This is a genomic window from Kosakonia sp. R1.Fl, from assembly GCF_023516815.1.
In the GTDB taxonomy this organism is placed as follows: domain Bacteria; phylum Pseudomonadota; class Gammaproteobacteria; order Enterobacterales; family Enterobacteriaceae; genus Kosakonia.
In genome coordinates this window covers 160883-187080 of the sequence record NZ_JAMGSQ010000002.1, presented here as the reverse complement: position 1 = coordinate 187080, position 26198 = coordinate 160883, and the positions used below count along the sequence as shown (strand labels likewise).

Genomic DNA, 26198 nt, shown 5'->3' with positions numbered 1-26198 from the left:
TCATGAGTTTTTATTTTGCAAATATGAAAAGTATGAAATATATATTGTTTCTGGTAGTCTCTTTTACAAGTTCCTTTTGTAGAGGGGAAAGTGTCGATTTAAGCGAATATATTACTCCTCAGGCATTCAACGGCCAGGTCAGAGCAGTCTATGGATATATTGTTCTAAACAAAGAACTTATTGAAGATACCGTAAGTATTATTGAATATAATAATGGCCTAATCACAGACGATTTCTATGAATTATTAACACCCGCTGGAATGAAAGAGTTTAGTGAATCAAAAAAAATGGTACAGCGCTCCAGTTCTCGGCGAGCATTCACCGTGGAAAAGGATGTGATTATAGTAGCGGGTTATAACGAGAATGAGCAGTATAAGTATGGATATTCCATCCCAAGAACAGTTGAACTGGATAAACTTTATGAGGATAAGTCCGTAGGTACTATTGTGGCTCCGTTACCGACTTTTAACAGAAATATCAAAATTTCTGATATGTTTAAGTTGACCGTCCGCGAAGGGAAAAACTGCCTTTTACATACGCGAATAGAAGAAGAGGATAATAAGAATAGTCAGCGTAAAGACAGAAACGATTATTTATACTGTAAGCCCTACGGGTTTGTTTTGCATACTATCTATGAAAAAGATGGAAGAGTTGTTGATTACATGAAATTAAGGAAAATGGAAGAGCTTTAATATAATGTATTAGAGCTATTTATACCGCTCTGCCTGTCTTCTACGGTGAGCATCGACAGGTATATAACACTTAGGCGATGCCACCAGAAAAATAAGGCAGGGTGATATAAGATTTAAATACACATATTATCTGCATCGATATCTGAACAGACCTGGTTTGTAATCATACTTGTTATAATTTCGTGTGGTAATTCTAATGCGGTACCATTATATCTGATTGGTTCAAAATACCTCTTTTTTTTAGATTCAGGCGATGCAACAAGCGAAGGAAATAACACTATAATTATTTGCAGTCAAAATAAGTAAGTGCTGTTTATACGCGCGTAGGCGCATTTAAAGCCGACTGGCCAGGAGAAAATTATAAGAACCATTGCCATTTTTTAAAATGGAAACAACCGCGCCATCTGCCTGTCCTGCGATCTGGATTTTGAGGGAGGAGCGAACTGGAGAGTGTCCGGGAAGGGAGGTTGTCACGCATCATAGAGTTTCCTGAAAACCGGCCTGAAATTAACTCGTTTTTCCTGCCGCAACGTCAACGTTATTCATGTGCACCACGAGAGTGGTGACTCAGGGCATGCGAATGCGTGAATACCGATATTTTACGTTGCAGAGACCGGACATGCAGAGCGCAGAATCTGACGTACGGCGACACTACAAATATTAGTTATCTGTGGAGCTTAATCCGCCTCTTGACCCAAAGTTAACTTGAGCTTTTATGATGCCTTCCACGAGATAACTGGGAGTTATTCTGAGTATGAAAGATATTGATGTGGGGTTTACACATGTTGCATTTATGGTCAGGGATTTGGACAAAAGTATTGCTTTCTATCGCCGCTATGCCGGCATGGAGGTTATACATATGCGCGAACCTGGCGTCCCGGAAGCCCGCAAGGTTGCGTGGTTAAGCGATCATACACGCCCATTTGCGCTGGTGCTGGTACAGGCGGATACCATCACTGATACACCGCTGGGTAATTTTGGTCACCTTGGCGTTGCCTGCGCAACTCGCGAAGAAATTGATCGTAAAACCGTTATGGCAATAGCTGACGGTGTATTAAGGAAAGCACCGGAACACCTGGGTGATCCGGTCGGCTATTATGTTTTTTTTGCAGACCCTGATGGAAATACCTTAGAGCTTTCATTCGGGCAACGTGTCGGGCTTGAAGCAATACGGATTTCCCGTTAGCCCAGCGTTTAATTACGGATATGCTCACGAGAAACATTTTCAGTAATTGCGGCACGTTCAAACTAACATTACAGCCAGCCTTCGTGGGTGCGGATGTAAGGTATGCCCGTTACCCAACATTCATCCGTTGCTTCCTGCGGTGCTTCCGGGCTGAACTGCCGCTGGGGCCTGTTGGTTAAACTCTTCGGGATAACGCTTACCGCTCCGGGAACCTCTCTTTCAGCCATCTTAAATGACCCTGAGGTGTCTGTTGAACCCGTGTCGATTCAAACTGACGATATAGCCTCAGTTACAGCTTATAGGGCGTTTTATTGCACTAACAGCTTATAAGTTGTATTGTTGTGTTTACAGCTTACAGGGTGTATTGTGAAAAAACAGCCTGTAGTCTGTACCCGCATTGATAACAATGGTAACGCATAATGAACACGGTTTACCCATTGAAAACCCTGAATCAGCTACGACCATTACTGGTTGGTTTCCGTAAAGCTAACGGGCTGACGCAAAAAGACGTTTCTGAACGGTTAGGTGTCACGCAGCAAACTTATGCTCGCCTGGAAGCGAATCCCGGCAGCGCCAGTATTGAGCGGTTATTCAGGGTATTTACCATTCTGGGTGTTGAAATGACGCTTTCCTCCGGATCCCCTTCAACAGCGACAGAATCGGCGGTGTCAGATAATAAGGACGTTTTACCTGCCAGACGGGAAAAATGGTGACGATATGTCTCGAAAACAGCAGCGTTTAGCGATATGGATGAACGGCATCCGGGTGGGGTTCTGGGAAAAAGTCAGAGGTGAAGATTCGCTGCAATACCTTCCGGAGTGGGTTGCTGATGAACAGGGGAGACCTTTATCGCTCTCCTTGCCCTTTACTCCCGGTAATCAGCACTGGCGCGGTGATATTGTCCGCAACTATTTTGATAATTTATTACCGGACAGTGAAGGTATTCGCAGGCGTTTAGCAATGCGTTACCAGGCTGAAAGCCTTGAACCTTTTGATCTGCTTGCTGAGCTGGGAAGAGACTGTGTGGGTGCAATACAGTTACTGAACGTTGGCGAGGAACCCACCAGTTTATTCTCCGTCAATTACCGGCCGCTGTCTGAAGCCGGCATCGCCACGATATTGCGAAATACCACAGTGGCATTATTACCTGGCCGTCAGGGTGATACTGAGGATTTGCGTTTATCCATTGCCGGAGCGCAGGAGAAAACGGCCTTATTGTGGCATCAGGGAAAATGGTGCTTACCAGAAGGTAACACGCCCACGACACATATCTTCAAGCTGCCGCTTGGGCTGGTGGGTAACATGCGCGCGGATATGAGTACGTCCGTTGAAAATGAATGGTTATGTTCTTTAATTCTGGAACAGTACGGGATCCCTGTAGCTAAAACGCAGATAGCGCAGTTTGAAGAGCAGAAGGCACTGGTAGTTGAGCGTTTTGACAGAAGATGGTCAGGCGATCGTCAGTGGATCCTTCGCTTGCCACAGGAAGATATGTGTCAGGCAATGGGAGTTTCCCCGCTGCGGAAATACCAGTCAGATGGTGGGCCGGGAATCTCTGATATTATGGACATCCTGAGTCATTCAGATCGGGCTGACCAGGACAAAACGCAGTTCTTCAGGGCGCAAATCATTTTCTGGCTGATAGCGGCCACTGACGGGCATGCCAAAAATTTCAGTATCACTATACAACCACAAAGTCGTTATCACCTTACGCCGCTTTATGATGTTTTATCAGCATGGCCTGTAATTGGTCATGGCAATCATCAGATCCCCTGGCAGAAATGCAAACTGGCAATGGCAGTTCGCGGTAGCAGTAATTATTATCACCTCAGTAAGATCCAACGCAGACACTGGATCCATCATGGGGAATTAACCGGGCTGGGGAGACGACAGGTTGAGTCCATGATGGAAGAAATTATTTCCAGAACACCAGAGGTCATTGAAGGTGTGTCAGCATTGCTTCCTGAGTCGTTTCCATCAGAACTGGCTGAATGTATTTTTGCTGGCATGCGGCAGCAGTGCGCGCGGCTGGCGTCGACAGCAACCAACAATTCACTGCCTTAAGCCATCATCAGCTGAGATGCAGAGCGTGCCGGCGCGATTGAGCGGTTATCAGGGCATTTGGATGCTGTGCTTTCAGCAACAAATTTCACTGCAACATTATCTTAGTTACGACATTCTTTTGTACGTAAATGCAGTACCAGGTCTCTGGCCCGGAGCAGCAGTGCTTTTCAGGGTTGGGTGGTGCTTGCGCTGAATATCACAGCTGCTCCCAGGCTTTCCTGCTTTTATGGCCAGAATACATTTCCAGTGGTGCCGTACATATTCAGTATGATCCTTCGATTCGGGTGTACTTCAGTTCTTGCCACTAGAACCAGAGACGTCCCCATTCTGTACTTGACTGGATGACGCCATCTGAATTTGCTGAGCAGTCTGCCGGTTGCAAGAATATGCAGCCAGCCTGAAGCCGGTTATTCCTGCTTACGGCATTACGGCTGGATCATGCCCGGGATCAGGGTCAAACGAAGCCATTACGAACATTGCGGTGTGGTAATCAACGGGGGCAGGTCACTTATACTCAGATATATTTAAATCGGGCCACAAGTGAACCTTTTATCTGCATGTCCATTTCCCAGAGCGTTTTCCTCAGGCCCTCAAGCGGATCTTCGCTGATGCGGTAGAATGTGTTGAAGAGAGTACCGTCCGGATACTTGAACAGTCTAAGCTCACCAAAGCATTCATTGCTGACCATGAGTGAATACTCCTGTCTGGAGTTACGCACCTGGTAAATCAAACAATTATTGATCCTGAAGGGCAGAGAAAGGCTACCTCTGGATGAGACATCAACATGTATGTCAAACGAGTCATGTGTTTCCCGCTGATATACCAGTTCCCTCAGTTCTTTACTGTAGCGAGAACCATATATCACGAGAATATAATTCTTCTGATCTGCTGACCGTTTCGCGACTTCTTTTAGCATCGCTTCGAAGCTTTTAACCTCCATGATTAATTCAGCTTCTGATTGTCCCAGTAAATAATGCATTCTGTGGAGTATATTATCTTTCACCTCTGATACAGAGGGGTAATCCCCGTAGAAATTATCATTAAGTTCTCTGGCAACATACTCTTTGGAAACACTGGCACTGATACATCTCATCTGCATGTCACGATTACACTCTGAATTATCAGTAAACCTGAAATGTGTAAGTAAAGAATCTTCAGACAATGCATTAGGAAGTTCGTTTGTAAGACGGATATCGGTATTTCTGAGTCTCTCCAAGTCTACTTCGGCAGCAATAATATCAGCTTTCTTGCTCCGGTTGAAAACATCAATATATTTATCCAGAAGATCATTAAAGAAAACCACGTTCGTTGCATAATCTGCCTCTGAAATGATATAACCTTGATATGGAACTGAAGGATCCCGCCTCAGTTTTTCCAATACGGAAATTATTCTGACTTTGCTGGAATAGGAAAACAATCCTCCTGCCAGGGCTTCATTAACCTGCTGCGTAACCTGTTCTGAGGAACTGGCGAGTTTTATAGCCAGCAAGGCAAATGCCCCGTAGAGACTTCCTAAATCCGCCCTGACTTCTGAATAGATACGCCCTGAAATATAAGGGCGCTCATTGAAAGAGTTCATGACTTCAATCGTTTCTGTCAAGCCGTGATACCAGTTATTATCTGTATGAGTGTTAACGTGTTCAATTCTCAATATAATATCAATGATATCGGCGGCAGCTTTTAGTGGGGAGGTTAACGTATCAAAGGTGTCTCTATCTTCATATAATTCTGACGTAATAAGGTGATTAATCAGCTCAGATAAGTTTATATTTTCCCGAGGTTCAAAATGTGCAATAAGATAGCCCGATATCAACAGGCGCATATCAGTTAACGCATTTTTAAAAATGATGGATAATGCAGCATCTTTTTTATATGAATCTCCCCTGAGCACAACATTCCACTCCTTGCAAGTTTCCTTCTTGTAAAGATAATCAGGGGTCAGAAAGAAGCTGTGCCAGCGATACTCTTCCTCCCAGTGCCGTGTAAAACGGCTTTGTTCATACCATAGACCAAGAACATCATGAGCATATCGAGCGGCATAATCATTATCGGCAACTACTGGCGGTATAAGCAGTCGGACGGTATTATGCAGATGGAGTAGCAGGCGGCCGGCAAAATCATCGCCCTCGGGCTTACCAATAACTAGTCCCATATTCCAGCCTTCCCACAGGCCGATAAAGCTGCGGATAAGTTCCTGGTGTGTCTGCTCCTGACTGGCCGAAAGTGTGACACCCAGACCGGCCTTCCATTCATTAAGTACATGCCATACGCGAAAAAGAGAAAGCATAAAATTTTTGAAGTCGGTGAAGCTCGTACTTTCAGACTTTCTTATAACCTGTAATGGAATATACATTGCTTCAAAAAAATATTCGCCAGAAGTTTCTGTTGATTTAACCGTTTCCCTGAAAAACATCCTCAGATTATAATGAAATGACTCGCTAAACGTATGGCTGAACCCTGATTCTTTTATTTCATCAAGATAGTTACCATCCGCATAAATGAAACTCCGTTTAATGGAAGCATAGGTGTCTGTTAATCGTTCAACACTAGTTCTGAAAATACCTATATTCCTATCATTAAGCGCATCGTATGCCTCACCAAAAAAATCCAGGGTAATATCATCCTGGTTATGAATGTTCTCTGGCTGGCCAGTCACAATGCAATGACGGTATAACCAGTACCAAAGTCTCGATGGAGGCTGGACGCCGGTTGAAGATAATATTGTCAATTCCCCCTGGCTATCACCGGATGAGGGCAGAAGTATAATCTTTGCATCCTGTCCGGACGCCGCTCTTAATCTCCTCAGCAGAAACAGAAGTGGTCGGGTATAGATATCAAGTACAACATCATTTTTGTTGATATGACATTTTATGTGGTTCATATCTTCCTTTCCGGATATATAGTAAGGAAGTATTTTAATATTTTTTAGGTAAGCCTCTCCGATGTAAGCGCCGGGATGCCGTAACCAGGCCTGAATGTATGACTTATGAATATAGACATTTACTATCTGTGACAGAAAATACTTCTTCATTAGTCGGTCGCGTTTGCCCTCATCCAGCACGTTCAGACTGGTGACAAAGAACCATATGGACAGAATGATATTGAACAGCATCCATACAAAAGCTGTTACGGCAAATGCGGCATTAATATATCTGTCCCCGAAGGATAGCGTCATACCGCCTAACAGAATAAATGCGGCAAGTGACAGGCCGCTCAGGCCAGAAAACATATATCCGGAATGCAGCTGATAGGCTGACTGAATATGAATCCTTGCTGATTTTTTCTGAAACAGAACGCTTATTAGACCTACGACCAGCGGGAATACGATACCTATAATAGTCAGTTGACTGCCCAGTAAATTAGACATCCATCCGGAAAGGGTGGTAATCCCTTTAAGATGTTTAACCGCAAACGGACAAAATACCGGGCGGAAACGCTCAGCTATCATGACAGCGCCCGCTGCAACAGCCCAGAGAACAAGCATGGCCCAGACGTAGTGCGTTGAGCAGGCAACCAGTATCCTTTCCCACATATTCCAGCTAATTTTTTTGCGGCTTCGGTTGGATTTCAGACTTCGGTGAAGTTCGTTCCTGAACATCCATGAGACACTTTTGAGGAGTTTTCCAAACATAGTTTCCCTGAATTAGCTGTAAGAAATTCTCTGGATAATAAGCTTTAAGCAAATTTAAATCTCTTGGAATATGTCTACCATTTCATCTCTCCCTGTGGTCATGTCATCAGTTTCCGGTTATGGGGGGTTTCGGATCTCGGGATAAATAAGAAGAGTACGGGGCAGGTGTAGCAATCTCATCATCACTTTCAAAATCTTATGTCACATCACAATTATAAGATTCAATTGATAAATTAATAACGCATTAAATAAATGCTATGCTAGCATGATAGATAAAGAAAATATAAAAGGAACGATGATGCTCAGCCAGCTTAACCTGCGGTTTCATAAAAAGCTGATCGAGGCACTGAAAGTGCGCGCCGGTCGCGAAAATACCTCGGTCAATGCGCTGGCCGAACGCTTCCTCGATGACGGCCTGAAAACGGCCGCCACCGGCGACGGGTATTTTCAGCTCATCGCCGATCCGGAGGCCACGGTCCGGCAGCTGTACCGGCATATCATTCTGGGTCAGACCTTCGGTACGTCAACGCCCTCCCGCGACGAGCTTCGCTTTGTGCTGGTTCATGCCAGGGAGGCCTTCCTGCGCGGGCAGAGCAGGCTGGCCACGCTCCCGGCCCTGGGCACGCTGCTCGACATCACCCGCGATCTGCTGTCCTGGCAGGTGGAGCACGATCGTCCGGTGGACGGCCATTACCTTAAAGGGATTTTCAGGCTGGCCGGTGAAAACTGGACGGAAGAATTTGACGCCTTCCGGGCAGAGCTGCGCCCGGTCGTGGACCAGATGTATGCCGAGCATCTACTGCGTCCGCTGGAAAGCGACTGTTTTACCCTCGCAGATATTCCTGACAGTGAGCTCGCAGAGATTTTCACCCTGACGCGTCTTAAGGCCATTTTCCCGCTGATCCTACGCGGGCTGGACTGGAGTGAGGAGAAGGCCAGAGATCTGGCTCAGGAGCTGCGTCCGGTGATCCCGGCCGTAACGGAAACCATTGAGGCCGGCACGTTGCGCCTCGGGATCCGCATCGACGGCCAGCCCCCCGGAGTTCGCCCGGGTGCCTGGTATGAGACACCGCGGCTGCACCTGCTGATCACCGGCCAGGACTTCGTGGTACCGTACGGCTGGGAAGTATTCTCCGAACTGCTGGGCCTGTTCTCGCTGTACGCCCGGTTTCCGGAAGCCCTGGCGCACGGTCACCAGGGCGGGCGCGTGATGTTCTCTCCCCCCGGAAACGTATCAACAGAGGGATTTTTCGGTATCGACGGACTACGGATTTTTTTGCCGGGGGAGGCCTTTGAAACGCTGGTCCGGGAGCTAACCACGCGGTGTGATGAAGGCTCGCTGGCGGAGGCTCTGATCGGGCTGCGCTGCCTGTACGGAGACTTGTAAATGGCAACCGGAACAGCATTTTCCCGGGCCGGCTTTGAAGGCCCGGTACGAACCGCAGGGGACGATCGATACGGTTTTACAGCGATAGCTGATGGACTGGCCCACAGCATCAGTGCGCTGGATGAGAATATCAGTACCGTGATTGGTATCGAGGGACAGTGGGGGGCGGGGAAAACCAGCCTCCTTAATCTGCTGATTGAACAACTGAAAATACACATGCCTGAAAACACACAGGTTCTAACCTTCTCTCCCTGGTTGATGTCGCCGGATGAAAGCCCTGTTGCTGCGCTGCTCCTGACCGTGGCCGCTCGGCTGGCCGAGCTGGATACTTCATATAAAGCCGCAGCCGGTCAGGTTTCCCCTCTGGTACGGAATGTGCTTAATTATGCCCAGCAGACCTCACGCAGAATAGCTCCGCTAACTGAACTAGCAGGTGACTTCCTGCCAGGAATCGGACTGGTCGCGAAAGGTATGAAGGCCCTGGCGGAGACGGATCTTTCCCTGCGAATCAGGACAACCAGCGAAATTCGGCAGGAGATAGAGCAAAAAATTGCGGAAACGGGGACTAACTTCATCGTCATCATCGACGATCTGGATCGGCTTGAGCCGGCTCAGGCCGTGGAGGTACTGCGCATGGTACGTTCGGTGGCTGATTTTTCACGCTTCCGCTATGTGATGTGCTACGACCGTGACGTACTGGCACATGCTGTGCAGCACGGTCTGTCAGTCAGGGATGGGCAGCTATATCTGCAGAAAATTATTCCCCTGTCATTCAGTCTGCCGCGACCTGAAAGCTTCGATTTGCGCCGTGAGTTTATTTCCGGCGCCATCCGGTTATATGAATCTGTTAATCATGCAGAACCCGATGAGACACTTAAAAACGATCTGTATCGGCTAATGGATCTTTACGGTACGAGCCTGCAGACCCCCCGGGAGGTACAGTTAGCGCTGAACGGACTCGTATTCCGATACGGTGGCTTACGGGATTACGTTTACTTACCTGATTTATGCTTTCTTCAGCTGATACGCACCACCAATCCTGGGCTGTATGACTGGGCTGAGGAGTACCTGACTGAACGTGCCGTCGTGGAATCCGGAGACGGTACCGTCAGTGAAGAGGAAAGACACGATCTGGCTCGGACCCTTTGTGATTACCTGTCCCGTTTCCGCTCTTCACAAGCGAAATCAGCGACGTCGCTAGGACACTGGATACCGGGGATCACCGGTAATAAAGTGGACAACCTGACCCTGTTTGGCCGGATTCCTGAAGAAGAGAAGGCGACAATGACAGCCAGCAGGCGTCTTGGCAGCACCGCTTACTGGCGCTATTACTTTGCCTTTTCCTCACCTCAGAACGTGCTGTCTCCGGCTTATTTTGATGAACTGTTCCGCAAAAGCGGCACTCCCGAACAGCGACCGGAACTGGCTCACGAACTGCTGAAGCAAATCACCAGTAGAGGTGTGTCTTCACAGACCTGGTTTGAACACATCATCAGCCAGATGACCTCGCCCATGATCGTGGGCAGAACGTCTGCTCAGTGTGCCGGTCTGCTGGAATTTTTCTGTGAACACGGAGACCAGGTGATCAGCTCCTATGTTGCCAGGAACCGGTTTTTCAGCACCTGGGATATCGATATCAACAGTGTCGCCGATCGCTTGCTGAAAAGAATGTGTGAAGATGATCATGATGGCGCGCGGAGTGAGTTATCCCGCATGCTGCAGACCGGTAAGTCTTGGCGCTGGATAGCCGATTATTTCCGGCATCTGCTCTGGATGCACGGACTGGCAGGCGACCGTGCAGTCAGTGAAGACGAACGGTTGTTTACCTTGGATGAGATGGAAGCATTACGAACACTCCTGGCCACCCGACTGAACGGGACGGACATCATGAGTCAGATCCAGCCGGGATACCCTCTTCAGTCCTATATCTGGGCCTGGAGGGATATATGCGGCCTGGAAACGGTGAAATCCTGGATCGGGAAAGAGATGCAGAATGATGAATCCTTTCTTAATCTTTTGCTGAGTCTGAGATATAACGGTATCAGCTCAGCCACCGGATATTATCAGGCGCTCGGTCTTTCTCAGTTAAGGGAATTTCTGGGTGAAGAACAGGTGCTGCTCAGCAGGCTGGAACACATTGAAGCTAAAGGATCGTATCAGGAACTCACGGAGCAGGTCAGACGCTTATTAAAACGCAATAATTTCTGATTAAAGTGCCTGCCTGGTAAGGCAGGCTGTACTGTTCTTTCAGGTAAATCATACTGACAGTTGCAAGCCCTTTGTATGGCTGATCTTCCGATAAAGTAAGTGTCTCCCGCCTCTAAACAACAGGATGCATCGCCAGAACCATTTCTGCAGTTTTAACTTCGACAAAGGGGAATTCCAATGACACATAATGAAAGTTGTCGTGTCAGCCGTGACGGAATATCAGCGGGATATCATTGTGACGTTCAGTGTTGCATAAGATAGGTTCGAACCGTTTTATCTTGTTCTTTACTTGTGCTGAATCCGGTACTTATCGTCCGATACTGGTCAAGTCTTGACTCTCCACGAATGAGAGCAGTAGTGGAATAAAGAGGGCATTCTGTCGGTACTGATGGAACGGGTACAAAAGCACCCCTTAAAATTTCTGGCATACTTAGCGAGCATGCATAGAGATGAACTTATTGAAATAGTGGAATAATCAGTAGATCACACATCTCTATGCCTTGCTTGTTTTACACACCCATTACTGAGGATTACTCAGTGCCTTGCCGGGTTTAACTACTTCATCTTTTAGCCTTTTACATTACGGGGAACGCCAGCCATCAAGCTGTATTTTTCCTCCAGATCCACATCAGGAGTCCAGACGGTTTGCTTCCGGCTTTTACGGCCCGCCAACAATACCTTGCGTTTAAGTTCATCAGGAGTTTGGTTCCTAGCCTGACCAGCCAGAATATAATCCCGGGAAGCTTTTTCAACTGTTTTAACAATATTTGCGGGAAGGATGCCTCCGCCACTTTTACATCTGCGTGTATTGAACCACACTGCAAACTTCAAAGCATCCTGATACTCCGAGCGTACCGTGTCTGAGCTGAGGATTTTCAGCACTCGATTATGGGCTGCGGGAGATTTCACCGTGCTTTTAGCCACACTGGTTTTTCTTACTCTCATAAACTCCTCCTCATCAGTTGCTTATTACTACTTTAACATACCTGTTTATAAAACACCCAAAAAGTGCAGGTCAAATCGTCTTGATCATTAGCTTGGCGCGAGGCTTATTATGACGCTTTATGCGATTCTTATCTGTAGCGTCCAGCGCATAGCCAAAAGACTGATAACGTTCAATCAGCCCCTTTGCTGGCCTGCTGATATTGACCTGGCTGATGTCATATTCCTTTGCAAAGCTTTCAGCGACGATCAGCGCAATTGGCATGACAAAACCCTTCAGGGGGTGAGTATTAGGGTTTCCCTCAAGATATCGCAAGGTTACACAGAGCCGCTGCCGAGACCGTCGGGCCAGCATCAATCCGCACAGGAAATCACGGCAGCGAATGCTGACGTCTATACGTTTGGTTTGATTACGTCGCTCACGCCACCACTCAAGATCAATCTCTTGGCGCTTTCCATGCTGACGCCAGTTACGGCTAGCTGCTTGAGAGTCTTCATAGTAAATGTGGTCAAGCTTAATTTCATCAACAGGAATTCTACCGGCAAGCTGCTGACTAATTGTGATCATGGCTGCTGAAATCGCCTGAGCATACTTGAGTTCATGGGTTAACTCTTCATCAACAGACGGGAGCTCATCCAGTTCTGAATTCATATCAACATCCTTTTATTTACGACGGAAAACTAATATCTGGCCTATGCCGGCCATCTGCTGGTCATCGGGCTGGTCAGGCTGCCGGGATTGGGGTGAGCGGAGGTGGTTTATTTCCGCGACGCCAGCCAGATAATGGCTACGGCAAATACGGCGGTAACACCCCATGCATAGTTCGGCCAGAATTTTCCGCCCAGTGCGGCAACACTCACGATGAGTACGGCACAAATAACAATGCTGGCAAGAAGACGAAGCTGCCAGCGCAGCCATTTTCCAAAAAAAGTCATCTAATTATCCGGTTAATTGCAGCTGCTATTTCGTCATCAGAAGACATAATCCGGTTAAGTGACGGGTTTCTGCTGATGACAGGCTCAATTAGAAAATACAACATTTCCAGCTCTTCAGCATAGAGAGCATGATAGTACATACCATTTTGTTGCTTAAGTCTGTCGGCCGCATCTGCGGCCTTCTGCACATAGGCATACCAGCCGGTAAGTGTGAGTGCCAATGTGCTTCGCTTTAGCAGGGCGCGATCAATCGTTGTTGTCAATCCAAACGAATAACAGGCTGCTGCTGTGATAGCTGAAGCCAGAGCCTGATTTGTTAGTGATCCTGACGCTAAACCCGCGCCAAGTTTAAACAGCGCTCTCTCTACACGACGTAGTCGCTCCGGTGTCAGGTTCTGCAGAAGCAAATCAACATATATGCGTATCATCCTTTCAATGACACTGCGTTTACCGATAAGGCCGTAGATATTCAGGGCGAAACGGATGTCTTCCTTTTTTTGCTTTGCGCAGACGTCCTGATAATTCTGTGTGAAGCAACTTGTGTAAAACGCCAGCCGCGTCATGCCGGTCTCAAGATTTTGTCCCTGCTTCAGAACTTCATCACGCACACCTGCCAGTGCGTGCTCGAGCATCAGTGCGAGACGTTTGTCAGCCTCCATTTTGGCGGCTATAGCGCTGTTCGTATACATATCAGTGATCCTTTTACTGACCTGTCCTGATTTTCAGATTATTCGGATTCCTCTATTTTATTGCTTATAACACCCGGGATGAAAGCTATGAGTGGCTGAAGAGCATTCTCTTGCCTGAACTGACCATTTAGGGGCAGACACAATCAAAGGCTTGACCGTAGATTGCGCTTCTCTACGGGGGAAAGTTGCGCCTCATGTACACAAACGTCCGCTGAGTACCAGGCACAGACCTTCCCATGCTTCATCAGGTTGTTCATCAGCAAATGTCCAGGGCAGTAGAAGCAGATGGTAGCCAAAAGGACTGGTCTATAATGGCGGGTTATACGTTACGTTTTTCGGTTAAACAGCGCGAGTAACAGTGAAATATGGCTTTGCTTAAAGCAACATCGCCAGAAATACCAGACACAGCAGCATTACATAAATTCGTGCATGCCAGATATCGGGGACAGCGGGAATAGCCCTGCGACTAAACACAATGCCGGCCAGGCCCGACAGTATAAGCAGGCCCAGAATTTTCAGGCTGATAAATCCTATAAATCCGCTTACGGGAATAGTGCGCCAGCCGATGACCGCATACGTCACGGCGCCGCACAGCGCCACGGGCAGCGAAAGCGGATTGGCTGCGCTGATGCAATCACGCATCGCATAGCCGTGTCGTCGCAACAGCGGCACCGTCATGACGCTGCCGCCCACGCCCAGTAACGCGGCAATCATGCCGATCGCAATTCCCCCGCCTGTTGCCATAAAAGGCGACAGGCGACGCGGTGCAGCACCGTTGAAGAAACCCTTGCGCAGCAGACAGTCACCTATTGTCGCGATCATGTAAAGAATGAACAGCGCGCGAACGAGCGCCTCACTCAACACGCCCGCCAGCCAAGAACCAACAAAAGCGCCGATGCCGATAAACCACAGCAACGGGAAGAGCGTCCGCGAGGAAAGTTTACCGGCCCGCCAGTTTCGATAGCTGACCCAGCCCGCGTTAAATATCATCACCGCCGTTGAGGTGGCAACCGCGATATGCATTGCGTTTCCTGCCAGTTCAGGCTGGCGCTGCAGTAGCTGGTAAACAAAGGGTACCACTACGAAGCCGCCCCCAAAGCCAAACAGCACGGTGGTAATACCGGTAGTGAAGCCTGCTAGTGCAATGATTACGATATCGTTCAAGTGAATGCCCCTACCTGAAAATGAGCCAGCAGCTTATACCGCAAACGCCCTGCTTCCCATTCGCGCTGCGCTCAATTACCCTTGCGAATCGTTCAGACGGAGGTGGATGTGCGTAACATAAAAATTGACGAGGTGGATGAGCTTGACCGTGACGTGGTGGCGTTAGGCAAGGACTATGCGCAGGGATTTACACTGCCGCCCCACAAACATCGCCGCGCGCAGCTATTGTATGGCGCAACGGGACTAATGTACGTCTCAACCCATGACGGAGAGTGGGTGGTTCCCCCACAGCATGCGGTATGGATCCCACCCGACACCACGCACGCCGTCCGGTTTGTGGGCGTCACCACCCGTAGCTTGTATATTGAGCCCGCATGCGTGATGGGATCAATCAAACACCGCCGCTGTGAAGTGATAAGCGTATCGCCATTGTTACGTCAGTTATTGCTTGAAGCGGTGGATTTGCCGCCGTTATATGAAAGCGCACGCGATCATGTGCTGGTAGAGTTGCTATTACTGGAACTGGCGGCAATGCCGGTTCGCGATTTCGACATTCCGCTTCCCCGACATCCGGCTCTGCTGGCGCTTTGTCAGGCATTTTTAATCGCCCCGTCTGTTCACGATCCTGCTGAGCGCTGGGCCAGGGCGCTGTTTATGAGTGCCAGCACCTTTCGCCGCCTTTTCTTACGGGAAATCGGCATGTCATTTTCAGCCTGGCGCCAGCGAGCCTGTGTGGTCCGCGCGCTGGCTTTGCTGATAACAGGCAGGCCGGTGTTTGATGTAGCGCTCTTTCTTGGATACGACAATGCCTCATCCTTCGCGACGATGTTCCGCCGCGTTACGGGGCAGACACCCTCATTTTATCATCCTGTATAATCTCAAAACGACTGCATATTCATAATGTGCACTATTCGCTCAAAGCGGACCTTCTGCCAGTTGTGAAAGATAACCCTTCGCATGAAGATTCTTACCAGCTACTGTCTCATACATCCCTCCGAACTGGCAGCCACTAAAGATCCGACTTTGGTAGTTTTCGGATCTGGACGGAAAAAGGAGAGAAACAAGTATAGTAATAACAGATGCATATGTTACCCCTATGCAGATACATCACATCTGCCTTTACTAAGCATATGCGCACCCCGGTGCAACGAACATCTTTTAGTATATGAGCCACATATATTTTGCTCGGGAGAAAACCATGAGAACCGTATCCATTTTTAAAAATGGCAACAACCGCGCCATCCGTCTGCCCCGCGATCTGGATTTTGCGGGGGTGAGCGAGCTAGAGATCGTCCGCGAAGGGGACAGCATCATTCTGCGTCCCGTCCGGCCGGCCTGGGGCTCGTTCTCGCAGCTGGAAAAAGCAGACCCGGACTTTATGTCAGAGCGCGAGAACGTTGTCAGCGACGAAGAACGATTTGATCTGTGAATAAAACGTACATGCTGGACACCAATATCTGCTCGTTCATCATGCGCGAGCAGCCCGAAGCTGTCATAAAGCGCCTCGAACAGGCGGTGCTGCGCAACCACCGCATCGTGGTCTCGGCAATCAACTACCAGGAGATGCGCTTCGGTGCCACCGGCCCGAAGGCTTCGCCGCGTCACGTTCAGCTGGTCGGCGCATTCTGCGCGCGGCTCTATGCCATCCTGCCCTGGGACAGGGCGGCAGTGGATTCCACCACGGAAATCAGGGTCGCGCTGCGCCTGGCTGGCACGCCAATCGGCCCGAATGACACGGCGATTGCCGGGCATGCCATTGCCACTGGCGCTGTGCTGGTGACGAATAATACAAGAGAGTTTGTGCGGGTGCCGGATCTGACGCTGGAAGACGGGGTTAATTAGCGGCAGGCAGAATGCTACAAGAAAGGGGGGGGGGGGGGGGTAATGTCCGCTTTTCGCTGTGATTTCAACCGATGAATGCAACACTCTTATTGAACCTTTCAGTGACTATCCAGCTATGACACAAAAGGGGTCGGGCTGCCTGGGGCCGGCCAGTGACGATGTTCGGGTTCGGTTCAACGGAGTCACGTACACCGCCAGCTGGAGCGATTTTGGGGTGCACCTCGACGGAACCACCTGCCTGTCGTTGTGGGAAAACAGCGCGGGGATTGCCGTCGGGATACCAGCCAATGAAATCCTTGCACCGGCAACACACATCCGCGGAACCGGTTAAGAAGGTCGCAAAGTTACATCCATCCCTTGACGACTAATGTTATGACTCAACGCTGCTTTCTGACATGGTTGATTCAACCCTATGTTAGCGAAACACTACGCAGCGTATTCATAGATTGCTGTTCCGGAGGTTGAGGTTCAGTTTTTTCAGGATCCTGCCGGTTGCGGTTCAATCGAAGCCCCGTGATCATCAGTAACGGGATGGCCATATAACAGAAGGGTCAAGGCCCAGATATTCCGCAATTATGCGTTCGCCTTTTGGCCATTTCCGGACAAGTGTATTTGCCAGCGTAGAGGATGACAGTCCATGGCTACGTGAAAGTGCCGCCAGCGAAGTCCCTTTTTTCTTCAGTGCAGACATAACATCCACACTATGCCAGTCGTGCGATGGTGACAATTCCGCAATGCTGACTGGTTCGAGTCCACCGCTGGACAAGTATCGGTGTCCAACCAGATCCTTGCCACTGACAGTGTACCATGCCCATGACGATTCGACAGGCAGTCCACTAATAGCTGACTCCAGCCTGTGAATTTCAATCACAGACTGAGGATAAAGACTGGAGGAGTTATTCCTTAAAGTTAAAGACCTCTTTCTTGTTTCGTTTAACAGGGCAGTCAGGACACGTAGTGAAGCTTCATCAACAGAAAACATGTTTATTTCATCAGAAGAGAAACCGCTTTTATGACATTTTTCTAAATTAATTTCCCTGGTGTTTGTTTGGGGGGGAGATATAAGCTCAATTTCATATAACTGACTGAGAAGTGTTGCGACTAGGTTATTATCAAGAAATCCGCCGGTTATATACAGAATGGGAAGTCTTTCTCTTATAACATGGAGGTAAGTACATGCAAGTTTCACTTCCCGTTCACTCAGAAGAGTTTTAATATAGCAAGGTCGATCACTATTATGTGGGGAAGGTCTGAATATTTTATATTCCATCTTATCCTTTCCTGTCATCCGCAAAAAATATGTGTCATACTGGCTACTGAATTACGATGTTAATTTAGCAGCGCAATATTTAAATCCAGAAGAGTACTTTTTGCTTATTTTAAAAGGAGTTTAAGCATGTCCTTATTCGCTAATTTTCATACGGATGAAGCACAGAAAGACGATTCAGTAGGAATTTCAATACAGAATCTGATAAGCAGGAAGGAACAGGATGCATATGCTACTGTTATCGAAGCGGGAAGCAAAGTTGGATGCCATTGTCATCATGAAGGGGATGAATGGTATATTATTCTCTCCGGGACGGGATATATTTTTACAGCGGAAGTAAAGGGTGGCCTGTTAGCGCCTGCGTCTAAAACTCCTTTTGAAAGAGGCAGCATCTTCTGTATTTCGCCCAAAACAGCGCATCAGTTGGTTGCGCACACAAAGGTTGAGCTGATATTTCTCTGTCCTCCGGCCCATCTGACGAAGGACCGGACGGTTTTCGATAACATCTGTTAATCACGGCATCATATTGATAGAGATTCTGGCTTTTTAAAAAAACTTTCAGGTATGTAATTAGCAATATTTTGCTCATAGCAGAACTCTATCAATGTGCGGCGTGAGTTCACATCCGCCTTATGATAAATACTCTGAATATGATTGTTAACTGTTCTTTGTGAAATGCAAAGGTGTTCCGCGATATCTCTGGCGGTAAAGCCGTTAAGAAGGTAAAAGACAATTTCCCATTCTCTTTTTAAGAAAATGTCTGAGGGTGGGGTGAATACCAGTGATGACGGCGTCTTAATTTTATCCAGACGTCGTAATGCTATGACTTCAACAGGCCGGCCATGAAAAATCGTACCGATACAGTTACCATTAACATCCATTAACGGATATTTATCAAAATACCAGGGTTGTAGATAACTGTTTTTCTCGAAAGGGTGTATTTCAATCGACGTGACGCGATCTAATAAATTTTCAACTTTCCTGTCATGAGCCTGAAATTCATGCTCAAATTCGGCTGTCGATGCCGGAAGTTCACCGTCGAAACGACCTTCCACATTATAACCGGATGGAAGCGAAAGCAATTCATGATATTTCCTGTTAGCAAATATGAAGCGTGATTCCCTGTCCTTCGCGCCCCAGGGTTCGTTGCTGATTCGCCAGAAATTAATAAGGCTCTGTAACTGACCGTCAGGTAATAACTCCATGACTAATTTCTCCTTGTTGATAATGGTAATGACTTCCTGCTCACTGAATAACTATAGCCGAGAATGGTGAATTCGACATATTATTTTTCTATTGTGCTGAAATGATTAAAGGAATTCTAAGAGTAATTTATACTTATTGAGCATGCCAAAATAAAACGCAAGTGATGCATTTGTTGCTTTGATAACAATAAATATTTTTAACATGTTACCAGTGGGTGTTTAATGTTTTCTATTGACTGCTAAACGTTTTTTTTACTATTGCGAAGCTGATTATTGAAAGCCTTGAACAGGTTTATGATGGGCAACCGGATCCTGAACTATGGCTGGAACGGGCCCGTGCCGCAAATGATACCTGGTATGAAATGGCGATAGCCGGGGGAATAGACGACATTCGTCTGAATACCGACCATAACAGGCTCGCTGGTTTAATAATGAGTGCAGAAGATTGTCTGAAACAGGCTTCCGCGATTGATGACGTATTTAATCTCGTCAACAAACTGAAGACGGGTGAGACCGTCATACAGGTGCATGGCGGCGACGGTATTCCCTTTGTTGACGAGTTTTCTGGCCTCAAGCGACTTCAGGCGCTTAACCTCGGGCACTTCCATACCGCCATACTTCTTACGCCAGGTGTAAAAGGTGGCGTCGGAAATGGCGTGCTTACGGCAGAGCTCCCGGGCAGAAACCCCGGCTTCAGCCTCGCGGAGGATACTGATGATCTGTTCGTCGGAAAAACGCTTCTTCATGGGGATGTCCTCATGTGGCTTATGAAGACATTACTAACATCGCGGTGTATTAATCAACGGGGAGCAGGTCAATCACCTCCGCTCCCGGGATTCAGTATCATCCTGGAATTTTGTTTCTGAATGGAGCAGAATTTCGGGCCAGGGTCAATCCTTAGGCCATTTATCCTTCAGAAGTCCTTAACGATGCGGCTGTGAGCCAAAAGGCTCAGACGGTTCAAATTAACTGTCTGAGTCTATTTTTTTAAACAGGATGTTAACCATTTTTCTGATATTTATCAGGCAAATACTCAGGCCTTTCAACCATCCTAATCAATTTAACCAGTTCATCCTTATAAAAAGCTAACTCGTCTTTATCACCACAGCCAGTAATACGAAAAATCTCTTCATCTGAACAATGGCTCAGGATGTGATCGATACATCCTTCATACACCATTAACTCTCCTTCAGAAGCTCTGACATCAAATAACGTAACGCTGGCAATACATTCTTTCTGTAACAAGTCCATCCTCTTACCACCTGATGTAATCAGAGTAATTCTGCCTAAACTGAATTGCCACGGATAATCTGGGCGCTTCCGAGCCGTTGATAATACTGTTTTTCATATTCAGCCGGTGACATCTGATCGCTAGAACCACGCCGGCGCTGACAGTTATAAATCATTTCGATGTAAATAAAATATCGCTGCGGGCTTCTTCCCGCGTTCCGTAGATCTTTTTCTTGATCCGTTCACGCTTCAGCAACTGGAAAAAGCTTTCTGCAACCGCATTATCGTGGCAGTTACCGCAACGATAATGCTGCCCTCCAGTCCGTGCGATTTCAGGAACGACTGCCATTCATGGCTTGTGTACTGACTGCCCTGATCCGAGTGAACCAGCACTTCTTTTTGGGGGTACGCCGCCATACAGCCAGGAGCGGAACTTTAGGAGATGAGTTTCAGGTACTCTAAAAGGGATGTTCCCGGTGTCACGTTATAGCGTCCAATGGGTTCTGGAGCATATGGAATATCACGTTCGGCTTCATCGGCCAGGTAAGCCAGATATTCTTCACGGGTTTGAGCTTGTGCAAAACGTCCACACGTCCACACATAGACGCCTCCAGCACTGTAATGCTGAAAGTATAGGGCAGGGAGAAAAACTGGGCGCACCCTTAAATACTACGTTTTATAAGGGAATTTGATTTAACAGTACACGGAAATTTAAGTAAAGGAACGGTCGGCGATTCTGGTAAGTACCTCTCAAAAAACGTACTGAACAGACAGATAGTTTTATCTTCGCTTTACCTTGTCGGAATCGCAGGCATAAAAAAAGCAACCGTAACAGGTTGGTTTTGAGGGGGTTTTTTGGCCGACACGAGAGGATCTGAACCTCCGCCATCCTGACACCCCATGATAGCTGATATTTACAGAAATGCTGCTTTGTGCCAGAAGCGGATGTTGCTGATATTGAGAAAACCATTCTCGCCAGGAAAGGTGGACAGATGAGCCGGAAAACAGAGTACTGCGATATTTCCGGCTCGCAGCTTACCAGGGGGTTCTGCCGTCAGGCTCTATAAACGAACCGGATTCATCCCCCTCAAGGGCATATTTAACCGGCAGCCGCGCCCCCTCGCCTGGCGTCATTGTTCCATAGCCCGTAAGGTCCGTTTTTACAAACCCAGGGCTGACAGAATTTATTTTTATACCGGTGTTTCTTAACTCTTCGCTTAGTTGAACAGTAAGCATGTTCAGAGCAGCTTTGGAGGCATTGTAGCCAATAAATTGTGAGGAATAATATGTGGAGGTCGGGTCACCGTTAAGCGTAAGCGAACCTAAAGAGCTCGACACGTTGACTATCCGGGCAGCAGGTGCGGCCCGTAGCAGCGGCAGCATTGCCTGGGTGACTGCAAGGGTCGCAATAAAATTCGTTTCCATCACGTGACGGACTGCCTCGATGGCAGCCTTGCCCGGGGGACCATCTGCATGATCAAATACACCGGCGTTGTTTACCAGGATGTCGAGCCTGCCAAATTCAGCTTTAATCAATGAAGTTGCAGCGGCAATGCTGTCATGCCGGGTGATATCGAGTTCACAGGGTTGCACGGACAAGCCCTGAGTCTTCAGCACTTCTGCAGCCGCGTTACCGCGCCCAAAGTCCCGCGCCCCCATGATAACAATCACTCCAGCCTGCGCCAGCTGACGTGCAATCTCAAAACCAATGCCTTTATTAGCTCCGGTAACCAGAGCGATGCGTTGCTCATTCATCGATTATTTCCTCCGTATGCGGTAAGGAGATAATATATGAAGCATCATTCAGCTTTGGAATTCGCTTTTGACAACATCCAGCCACACCTCCCTGAAGCCCCGCAGAACGCCGCGTCAGGCCCGTGCAGCAGTGACAATGGCCGCTATTTTTGAAGCCACCATTCAGCTTCTGGTAGCGGACGGCATACATCGTCTCACCACCACTCGCGTCGCCGAGCGGGCAGGCGTGTCCGTAGGAACGATGTATCAGTACTTTCCCCACAAAGAATCCCTGGTTTATGCCCTCAATGAACGTTATTTAGCAGCGCTTGCCGACAGGATTGAAATCACCTGTCGGAACCATCGTGGCGCGACGGTTAGCGCCATGACTGAGGCATTAATCACAACCTACTGGCAGGCCAAAACAGAACGCATTGAAGTGACAAAAGCGCTCTACCGTTCTGTCGCTGAACTGGACAATCAGCCGCTGATAGACACATTCATCAGCCGCGTAAACAGTGCGACGACCGCGATGCTTGAAACCGCCAGTGACATAACGTTTCAGGACGTCAGCAGCGTCAACCTGACGCTTATTACTGTCATATTCGGCACCGTGCGTAATGTTTTTGAGCAGGATCTGGCTTCCCCACACACCGAAAGCGTGCTCCAGCAGCTCATCATCATGTGTAACGCCTATCTGGACACCTTCAGGGCCCGTTAAAATACGCTTCTGCGGAAATGGCACCGGATCAGGTAAGCCGGACGCCACTGCGGGCGGCTTTTATATCGCATTCCGGACACACGGAAAATCAGTAACATATGAAATACAAGCGAAAGGTGACATGCACAGCATACATGGCTGCTATAAGTGCTGTCCGCTTCGTGCCAGGATCGGACCTTATTAAGTCCGTTCTTTATTAATTATAAGAGAGCAGATCAGATGGATACGGCCCCGATTAATTAACCCGGAACCGTATGACCTCCGAGTGATGGTTTAAATAATTGAGCACAGTAAGGCATTGCCCTGAAAATAGCTGCCGTTGCTTTTTTCACATGCGGGCGATAGTCAATTGCCGGGCCGTTATGCAAAGAGAGGGCCATGATGGGCACCAATCGCGTTAATTAAAATAGATGTATGATGTATTAACGCAAATTTTCCCACGCTCAGACTGCGTATTATTTTTAACCATCGGTACGATGAATCAATGGCAGAAACCTACACCTAGCCACGATGAAAGGCAACGACGATTACGCGACACAGATCTAATATTTACTATTATTTTTCAATCGGATATGAATTTTTAACGCCAAAATTCTAATTGATTAATGCCGTTTAATCTGGCTGTGCTTTCTATTAATGAATAATATTTCAGCTCTAAGAAACATACATTTTCTCAGCGCCGTCAATTAATCAAGTTGTCTGGTAATAAATGAATCAGGCGTTTCAACCGGAGCACTTATCACTATTAAATCTGAATAAAAGCACAGTTATGGCTGGTAGTAACGTAGCGGTACTTCTTATTATCATTCTACTGCCACCTGGTTGAGTCACCCTCAAGATCTCTATATTGATTGGCAAAATGGCGCGCGTTTGCTGATGAAATATTTTATCGAGAATGGTCGTTGCTTTCAGAAGGTAATTAAAAGTCAGGGCGGCTGGACGCCTGTAATAATCTTGCTACAAGATCAGAGATATAGTAGTCTTTTTCCTAATTTCTCTTCGACTTTCCCGTGAATCAAAATAATCTTTGCGCTGCGGCGTTCTGTCCTGGCGCGTGTAAAGGATAAGCAATGGCCGACATCTTTCCGTGGGATCGCTTTGCGGTGCTGCTGGCACACTCCTCGTTTTCCATGGACCCCACCCTGCGTGATATTCCTGCCGGTACGCTGGCACTGGGATTAGGCGACGGTGCCTCAGAAGGAATTGCGCTGAACTGTAAAAACAGCCAGCGGTATCGATCCGTTTCCGCCTGGCTGTGGAACTTTAGCGACGCCGAGCGGCAGGTACTGAAAACCCGGGCACAGGCCAGTCCAGTGTCCCGGGTGGTAATGGAGGACTTTTCACTGGACAGCTGCTTCGCCTGGCTGCTGTACAACGCACTTACGCTGAGCGAAACCGCCGAGTTCCCGGAGGGGCTGGAGAAATGGGTCAGCTATATTGACCAGTGGGAGCAGGGCAACTATCTGGACGGCGATGAGTTTTCCCGCTCCGCCGCCTGCCTGCACACGGTCTTTGCCCACGCGCAGTTAAACGAGGCCAGCAACGAACGGCATCAGTACGATGCGCTACGGCTGCAGTCCGGCTTTACCCGCTGCATTCAACTGCTCAGCGATCTGATTAACCAGACCGACGCGCCGCTGGACGGTATTCAGCCGGTAGCCTCTGCGGAATATCAGGCCGCCGCCGCTGCCCTGGCCTATGAACATCAGCTGTATCAGCTGGCGATACCGCGTGCCGCTACCTGCCAACTGCTAGTGACGCAGTCAGACAGCCAGCGTAAGGTGCTGATTGATGCTCTGTTCCTCAATGAGCAGCACGCCAGCGGCCTGTTTAAGATTTTTGCCCGCAATGACCGCACGCGTTCGTGGAGTAAAAACGGCTTTACCCTGCTGGGGATTTATCGCCCGCAGGAACAGGGCACTGGTAATGACGTGGTGATTTCCGTCGATCCGAAAAGCGGCGTTTCACTGCAAAACATCTGGCAGGCACTGGAGCAGGAAGAAAATGTGCGCTGGAACGGTCAGCGGCCCTGCGATAAGCCGCGCCTGCTGCGCAGCTACAGCAACGAATCCGGCCCGCTGTCCGGTTCGCCGAATCAGCCCTGGTGGGATGATGCCGGCAACTACACGCTGCTGGGCGCGCCGAAGCGGCTGGAGTCCGGCGAGTTGGGGTCGAAGCTCGACTGGTGGAAGGATATTCTGCCGCTTATCTGGCAGCAGGGGTTTATTGATAACCTTACCCCGCGCCTTGAGCAGGTGAACAGCACGCCGACGCTCAACGAAGGGCAAAAACGCGTATGCGCATGGCGCTGGTCGCAGCCCGATTCACGTATCCAGCAAAGCGATACCAGCAGCTATCTGGTCGATACACCTTCTTTCCAGGCCTGGCTGGCCGGAACCAGCCAGACAACGCCGCCGGTGACGCCTTATGCCCTGCCGCAGGCGGACCGCTTTGAAGCCTGGTGGCAGTCCGATGTGCTGGTGGTGGGTCATCAGCAGGGGGTAAGTCTGTTCAGCCGCTCGGCCGATAATCCAGCCCTGGACGGCCTGCTGGCAGTTGCCCAACGCATTGCCACGCTAAGCGATGACTATGCCGCGTTTCTGACGCAAATCCGCGAGATCTTCAAAAAATGGCCAAAACAGATTAAGCAGCACGCATCGGCGATTGAAGACAAGCAGTGGGAAGAGGAGATCTTCGCGCTGCGGGTCAATGCGCTGAATGTGTTAAACAGCAGCGAAACGCTGTTTAGCAGCGCGGATGAAAACCGGCTTAGTGAAATGCTCCAGCGCCAGTGGGGCTTGCACGATCGGCGTGGCACGCTGTTCGCCCAGCTCGATCGGCTTGATCAACTGATGCAGGATGCGATTTCCCGGCAGAACTCCCGCCGTCACCGTATTTACGGCTCGTTATTCTCTGCGCTGGGGATGGGTATTGCGGCCAGCCACGTCTGGGAGCCGGTGCGGGATATTCTGACCACCAATGAATACGAGTGGCAAATGATGCTGTTTAAAGAACCGGACGTGAGTGCTCAGCATTTGGCCGATATCGCCGGACAGAGCGCACATTTTGAGCTGATCACGCTGATGGTGTTTGTGGCCTTTGCCCTGCTCGGTTTTGTTCTGTTCTGGTTCTTTGATATCCGCAGCCATGAAGATTAACGCACCCGGAGAACGACAGTTTTATCACCGATTACGCATGCTGGATTAGGGACAGATTTAGCATAACTTATGGAAAAACGTCGGTGAGATTCCGGGCCTGAACGCTGCGCAGATTAAAAGCTATGTCGATCTGCTGCGCCTT

23 protein-coding genes and 3 pseudogenes are annotated in these 26198 nt (G+C 48.6%); 12 read left to right on the top strand and 14 right to left on the bottom strand.

Translation table 11 applies throughout. The features are described from left to right. The first annotated feature begins 2 nt into the window (after positions 1-2). On the top strand, positions 3-692 hold the full coding sequence (locus tag M8Q36_RS25275) for a hypothetical protein (protein WP_249882989.1): 690 nt from the start codon (positions 3-5) through the stop codon (positions 690-692). Positions 693-1446: 754 nt separating this feature from the next. After that, the gene (locus M8Q36_RS25270) at positions 1447-1878 is read left to right on the top strand and encodes a VOC family protein (RefSeq protein WP_249882988.1); all 432 of its coding nucleotides are present in this window, start codon (positions 1447-1449) and stop codon (positions 1876-1878) included. Positions 1879-1946: 68 nt separating this feature from the next. Here the strand turns inward: M8Q36_RS25270 and M8Q36_RS25265 are convergent, their stop codons facing one another. After that, positions 1947-2105, bottom strand: coding sequence for a hypothetical protein (locus tag M8Q36_RS25265; protein WP_249882987.1), 159 nt, complete (start codon positions 2103-2105; stop codon positions 1947-1949). A 192-nt stretch (positions 2106-2297) separates the two neighbouring features. On the opposite strand from M8Q36_RS25265, the gene M8Q36_RS25260 reads away from it, so the two are divergent. After that, entirely contained in the window at positions 2298-2591 is a 294-nt protein-coding gene (locus tag M8Q36_RS25260) for a helix-turn-helix domain-containing protein (RefSeq protein WP_249882986.1), read from the top strand. Positions 2592-2595: 4 nt separating this feature from the next. Further along, complete coding sequence (locus M8Q36_RS25255) at positions 2596-3942, top strand: type II toxin-antitoxin system HipA family toxin (RefSeq protein WP_249882985.1); 1347 nt, start codon at positions 2596-2598, stop codon at positions 3940-3942. A 514-nt stretch (positions 3943-4456) separates the two neighbouring features. On the opposite strand, the gene M8Q36_RS25250 is transcribed toward M8Q36_RS25255, so the two are convergent. Next, a complete protein-coding gene (locus M8Q36_RS25250; RefSeq protein WP_249882984.1) occupies positions 4457-7573 on the bottom strand; it encodes a hypothetical protein in 3117 nt (1038 codons plus the stop codon). Positions 7574-7871: 298 nt separating this feature from the next. On the opposite strand from M8Q36_RS25250, the gene pifC reads away from it, so the two are divergent. Both pifC and M8Q36_RS25240 read left to right on the top strand, forming a co-directional pair. Further along, positions 7872-8960, top strand: a complete 1089-nt coding sequence (gene pifC / locus M8Q36_RS25245; protein WP_249883013.1) for a transcriptional repressor PifC — start codon at positions 7872-7874, stop codon at positions 8958-8960. Continuing rightward, a complete protein-coding gene (locus M8Q36_RS25240; protein ID WP_249882983.1) occupies positions 8961-11168 on the top strand; it encodes a KAP family P-loop NTPase fold protein in 2208 nt (735 codons plus the stop codon). Between the two features lie 567 nt (positions 11169-11735). Here the strand turns inward: M8Q36_RS25240 and M8Q36_RS25235 are convergent. The 5 genes from M8Q36_RS25235 to M8Q36_RS25215 form a co-directional block, all read right to left on the bottom strand. Further along, complete coding sequence (locus tag M8Q36_RS25235) at positions 11736-12113, bottom strand: hypothetical protein (protein ID WP_249882982.1); 378 nt, start codon at positions 12111-12113, stop codon at positions 11736-11738. Positions 12114-12183: 70 nt separating this feature from the next. Next, complete coding sequence (locus tag M8Q36_RS25230) at positions 12184-12762, bottom strand: hypothetical protein (protein ID WP_249882981.1); 579 nt, start codon at positions 12760-12762, stop codon at positions 12184-12186. Between the two features lie 107 nt (positions 12763-12869). Next, positions 12870-13046, bottom strand: coding sequence for a hypothetical protein (locus M8Q36_RS25225; RefSeq protein WP_249882980.1), 177 nt, complete (start codon positions 13044-13046; stop codon positions 12870-12872). After that, complete coding sequence (locus M8Q36_RS25220) at positions 13043-13735, bottom strand: hypothetical protein (protein ID WP_249882979.1); 693 nt, start codon at positions 13733-13735, stop codon at positions 13043-13045. The genes M8Q36_RS25225 and M8Q36_RS25220 overlap by 4 nt, the downstream gene beginning before the upstream one ends. 375 nt (positions 13736-14110) lie before the next feature. Then, positions 14111-14899 (bottom strand): sulfite exporter TauE/SafE family protein, encoded by a 789-nt coding sequence (locus M8Q36_RS25215; protein WP_249882978.1) that lies wholly within the window; start codon positions 14897-14899, stop codon positions 14111-14113. 108 nt (positions 14900-15007) lie between these two features. Between M8Q36_RS25215 and M8Q36_RS25210 the strand changes: the two genes are divergently transcribed. The 3 genes from M8Q36_RS25210 (at position 15008) to M8Q36_RS25200 (ending at position 16741) form a co-directional block, all read left to right on the top strand. Then, on the top strand, positions 15008-15775 hold the full coding sequence (locus M8Q36_RS25210; protein ID WP_249882977.1) for an AraC family transcriptional regulator: 768 nt from the start codon (positions 15008-15010) through the stop codon (positions 15773-15775). Between the two features lie 322 nt (positions 15776-16097). Continuing rightward, on the top strand, positions 16098-16328 hold the full coding sequence (vapB, locus tag M8Q36_RS25205) for a type II toxin-antitoxin system VapB family antitoxin (RefSeq protein WP_249882976.1): 231 nt from the start codon (positions 16098-16100) through the stop codon (positions 16326-16328). Beyond that, positions 16325-16741 carry a type II toxin-antitoxin system VapC family toxin gene (locus M8Q36_RS25200; protein WP_249882975.1) on the top strand — a complete coding sequence of 139 codons (417 nt, stop codon included), beginning with the start codon at positions 16325-16327 and terminating at the stop codon, positions 16739-16741. The genes vapB and M8Q36_RS25200 overlap by 4 nt, the downstream gene beginning before the upstream one ends. A 520-nt stretch (positions 16742-17261) precedes the next feature. Here the strand turns inward: M8Q36_RS25200 and M8Q36_RS25195 are convergent. After that, the gene (locus M8Q36_RS25195) at positions 17262-17468 is read right to left on the bottom strand and encodes a helix-turn-helix domain-containing protein (protein ID WP_283946147.1); all 207 of its coding nucleotides are present in this window, start codon (positions 17466-17468) and stop codon (positions 17262-17264) included. 669 nt (positions 17469-18137) lie between these two features. Here M8Q36_RS25195 and M8Q36_RS25190 point away from each other — a divergent pair. Beyond that, complete coding sequence (locus M8Q36_RS25190; RefSeq protein ID WP_249882974.1) at positions 18138-18521, top strand: cupin domain-containing protein; 384 nt, start codon at positions 18138-18140, stop codon at positions 18519-18521. An 8-nt stretch (positions 18522-18529) separates the two neighbouring features. On the opposite strand, the gene M8Q36_RS25185 is transcribed toward M8Q36_RS25190, so the two are convergent. The 6 genes and pseudogenes from M8Q36_RS25185 to M8Q36_RS25160 all read right to left on the bottom strand — a co-directional run bounded on the left by M8Q36_RS25185 (position 18530) and on the right by M8Q36_RS25160 (position 22198). After that, positions 18530-19213, bottom strand: coding sequence for a helix-turn-helix transcriptional regulator (locus M8Q36_RS25185; protein WP_249882973.1), 684 nt, complete (start codon positions 19211-19213; stop codon positions 18530-18532). A gap of 569 nt (positions 19214-19782) precedes the next feature. Continuing rightward, a pseudogene (locus tag M8Q36_RS25180) lies at positions 19783-19959 on the bottom strand (transposase); the annotation flags it as partial. Between the two features lie 253 nt (positions 19960-20212). Beyond that, entirely contained in the window at positions 20213-20464 is a 252-nt protein-coding gene (locus tag M8Q36_RS25175; RefSeq protein WP_249882972.1) for a hypothetical protein, read from the bottom strand. A 35-nt stretch (positions 20465-20499) separates the two neighbouring features. Then, a pseudogene (locus tag M8Q36_RS25170) lies at positions 20500-20871 on the bottom strand (IS3 family transposase); the annotation flags it as partial. Positions 20872-20902: 31 nt separating this feature from the next. Then, positions 20903-21043, bottom strand: a pseudogene (locus M8Q36_RS25165) (SOS response-associated peptidase); the annotation flags it as partial. Between the two features lie 435 nt (positions 21044-21478). Continuing rightward, positions 21479-22198 carry an SDR family oxidoreductase gene (locus M8Q36_RS25160; RefSeq protein WP_249882971.1) on the bottom strand — a complete coding sequence of 240 codons (720 nt, stop codon included), beginning with the start codon at positions 22196-22198 and terminating at the stop codon, positions 21479-21481. Between the two features lie 136 nt (positions 22199-22334). Here M8Q36_RS25160 and M8Q36_RS25155 point away from each other — a divergent pair, with 136 nt between their 5' ends. Both M8Q36_RS25155 and M8Q36_RS25150 read left to right on the top strand, forming a co-directional pair. After that, positions 22335-22898: a TetR/AcrR family transcriptional regulator gene (locus M8Q36_RS25155; RefSeq protein WP_249882970.1), complete on the top strand. Its 564-nt coding sequence runs from the start codon at positions 22335-22337 to the stop codon at positions 22896-22898. Between the two features lie 1070 nt (positions 22899-23968). Continuing rightward, the gene (locus M8Q36_RS25150) at positions 23969-26056 is read left to right on the top strand and encodes a hypothetical protein (RefSeq protein ID WP_249882969.1); all 2088 of its coding nucleotides are present in this window, start codon (positions 23969-23971) and stop codon (positions 26054-26056) included. The last annotated feature ends 142 nt before the right edge of the window (positions 26057-26198 follow it).

What these genes read in the sequence shown, in the direction of transcription:
- M8Q36_RS25275 (WP_249882989.1), top strand. Translation starts at nt 3, where the DNA reads ATGAGTTTTTATTTTGCAAATATGAAAAGTATGAAATATATATTGTTT.
- M8Q36_RS25270 (WP_249882988.1), top strand. Translation starts at nt 1,447, where the DNA reads ATGAAAGATATTGATGTGGGGTTTACACATGTTGCATTTATGGTCAGG.
- M8Q36_RS25265 (WP_249882987.1), bottom strand. Translation starts at nt 2,105, where the DNA reads ATGGCTGAAAGAGAGGTTCCCGGAGCGGTAAGCGTTATCCCGAAGAGT.
- M8Q36_RS25260 (WP_249882986.1), top strand. Translation starts at nt 2,298, where the DNA reads ATGAACACGGTTTACCCATTGAAAACCCTGAATCAGCTACGACCATTA.
- M8Q36_RS25255 (WP_249882985.1), top strand. Translation starts at nt 2,596, where the DNA reads ATGTCTCGAAAACAGCAGCGTTTAGCGATATGGATGAACGGCATCCGG.
- M8Q36_RS25250 (WP_249882984.1), bottom strand. Translation starts at nt 7,573, where the DNA reads ATGTTTGGAAAACTCCTCAAAAGTGTCTCATGGATGTTCAGGAACGAA.
- pifC (WP_249883013.1), top strand. Translation starts at nt 7,872, where the DNA reads ATGCTCAGCCAGCTTAACCTGCGGTTTCATAAAAAGCTGATCGAGGCA.
- M8Q36_RS25240 (WP_249882983.1), top strand. Translation starts at nt 8,961, where the DNA reads ATGGCAACCGGAACAGCATTTTCCCGGGCCGGCTTTGAAGGCCCGGTA.
- M8Q36_RS25235 (WP_249882982.1), bottom strand. Translation starts at nt 12,113, where the DNA reads ATGAGAGTAAGAAAAACCAGTGTGGCTAAAAGCACGGTGAAATCTCCC.
- M8Q36_RS25230 (WP_249882981.1), bottom strand. Translation starts at nt 12,762, where the DNA reads ATGAATTCAGAACTGGATGAGCTCCCGTCTGTTGATGAAGAGTTAACC.
- M8Q36_RS25225 (WP_249882980.1), bottom strand. Translation starts at nt 13,046, where the DNA reads ATGACTTTTTTTGGAAAATGGCTGCGCTGGCAGCTTCGTCTTCTTGCC.
- M8Q36_RS25220 (WP_249882979.1), bottom strand. Translation starts at nt 13,735, where the DNA reads ATGTATACGAACAGCGCTATAGCCGCCAAAATGGAGGCTGACAAACGT.
- vapB (WP_249882976.1), top strand. Translation starts at nt 16,098, where the DNA reads ATGAGAACCGTATCCATTTTTAAAAATGGCAACAACCGCGCCATCCGT.
- M8Q36_RS25190 (WP_249882974.1), top strand. Translation starts at nt 18,138, where the DNA reads ATGTCCTTATTCGCTAATTTTCATACGGATGAAGCACAGAAAGACGAT.
- M8Q36_RS25185 (WP_249882973.1), bottom strand. Translation starts at nt 19,213, where the DNA reads ATGGAGTTATTACCTGACGGTCAGTTACAGAGCCTTATTAATTTCTGG.
- M8Q36_RS25175 (WP_249882972.1), bottom strand. Translation starts at nt 20,464, where the DNA reads ATGGACTTGTTACAGAAAGAATGTATTGCCAGCGTTACGTTATTTGAT.
- M8Q36_RS25160 (WP_249882971.1), bottom strand. Translation starts at nt 22,198, where the DNA reads ATGAATGAGCAACGCATCGCTCTGGTTACCGGAGCTAATAAAGGCATT.
- M8Q36_RS25155 (WP_249882970.1), top strand. Translation starts at nt 22,335, where the DNA reads ATGGCCGCTATTTTTGAAGCCACCATTCAGCTTCTGGTAGCGGACGGC.
- M8Q36_RS25150 (WP_249882969.1), top strand. Translation starts at nt 23,969, where the DNA reads ATGGCCGACATCTTTCCGTGGGATCGCTTTGCGGTGCTGCTGGCACAC.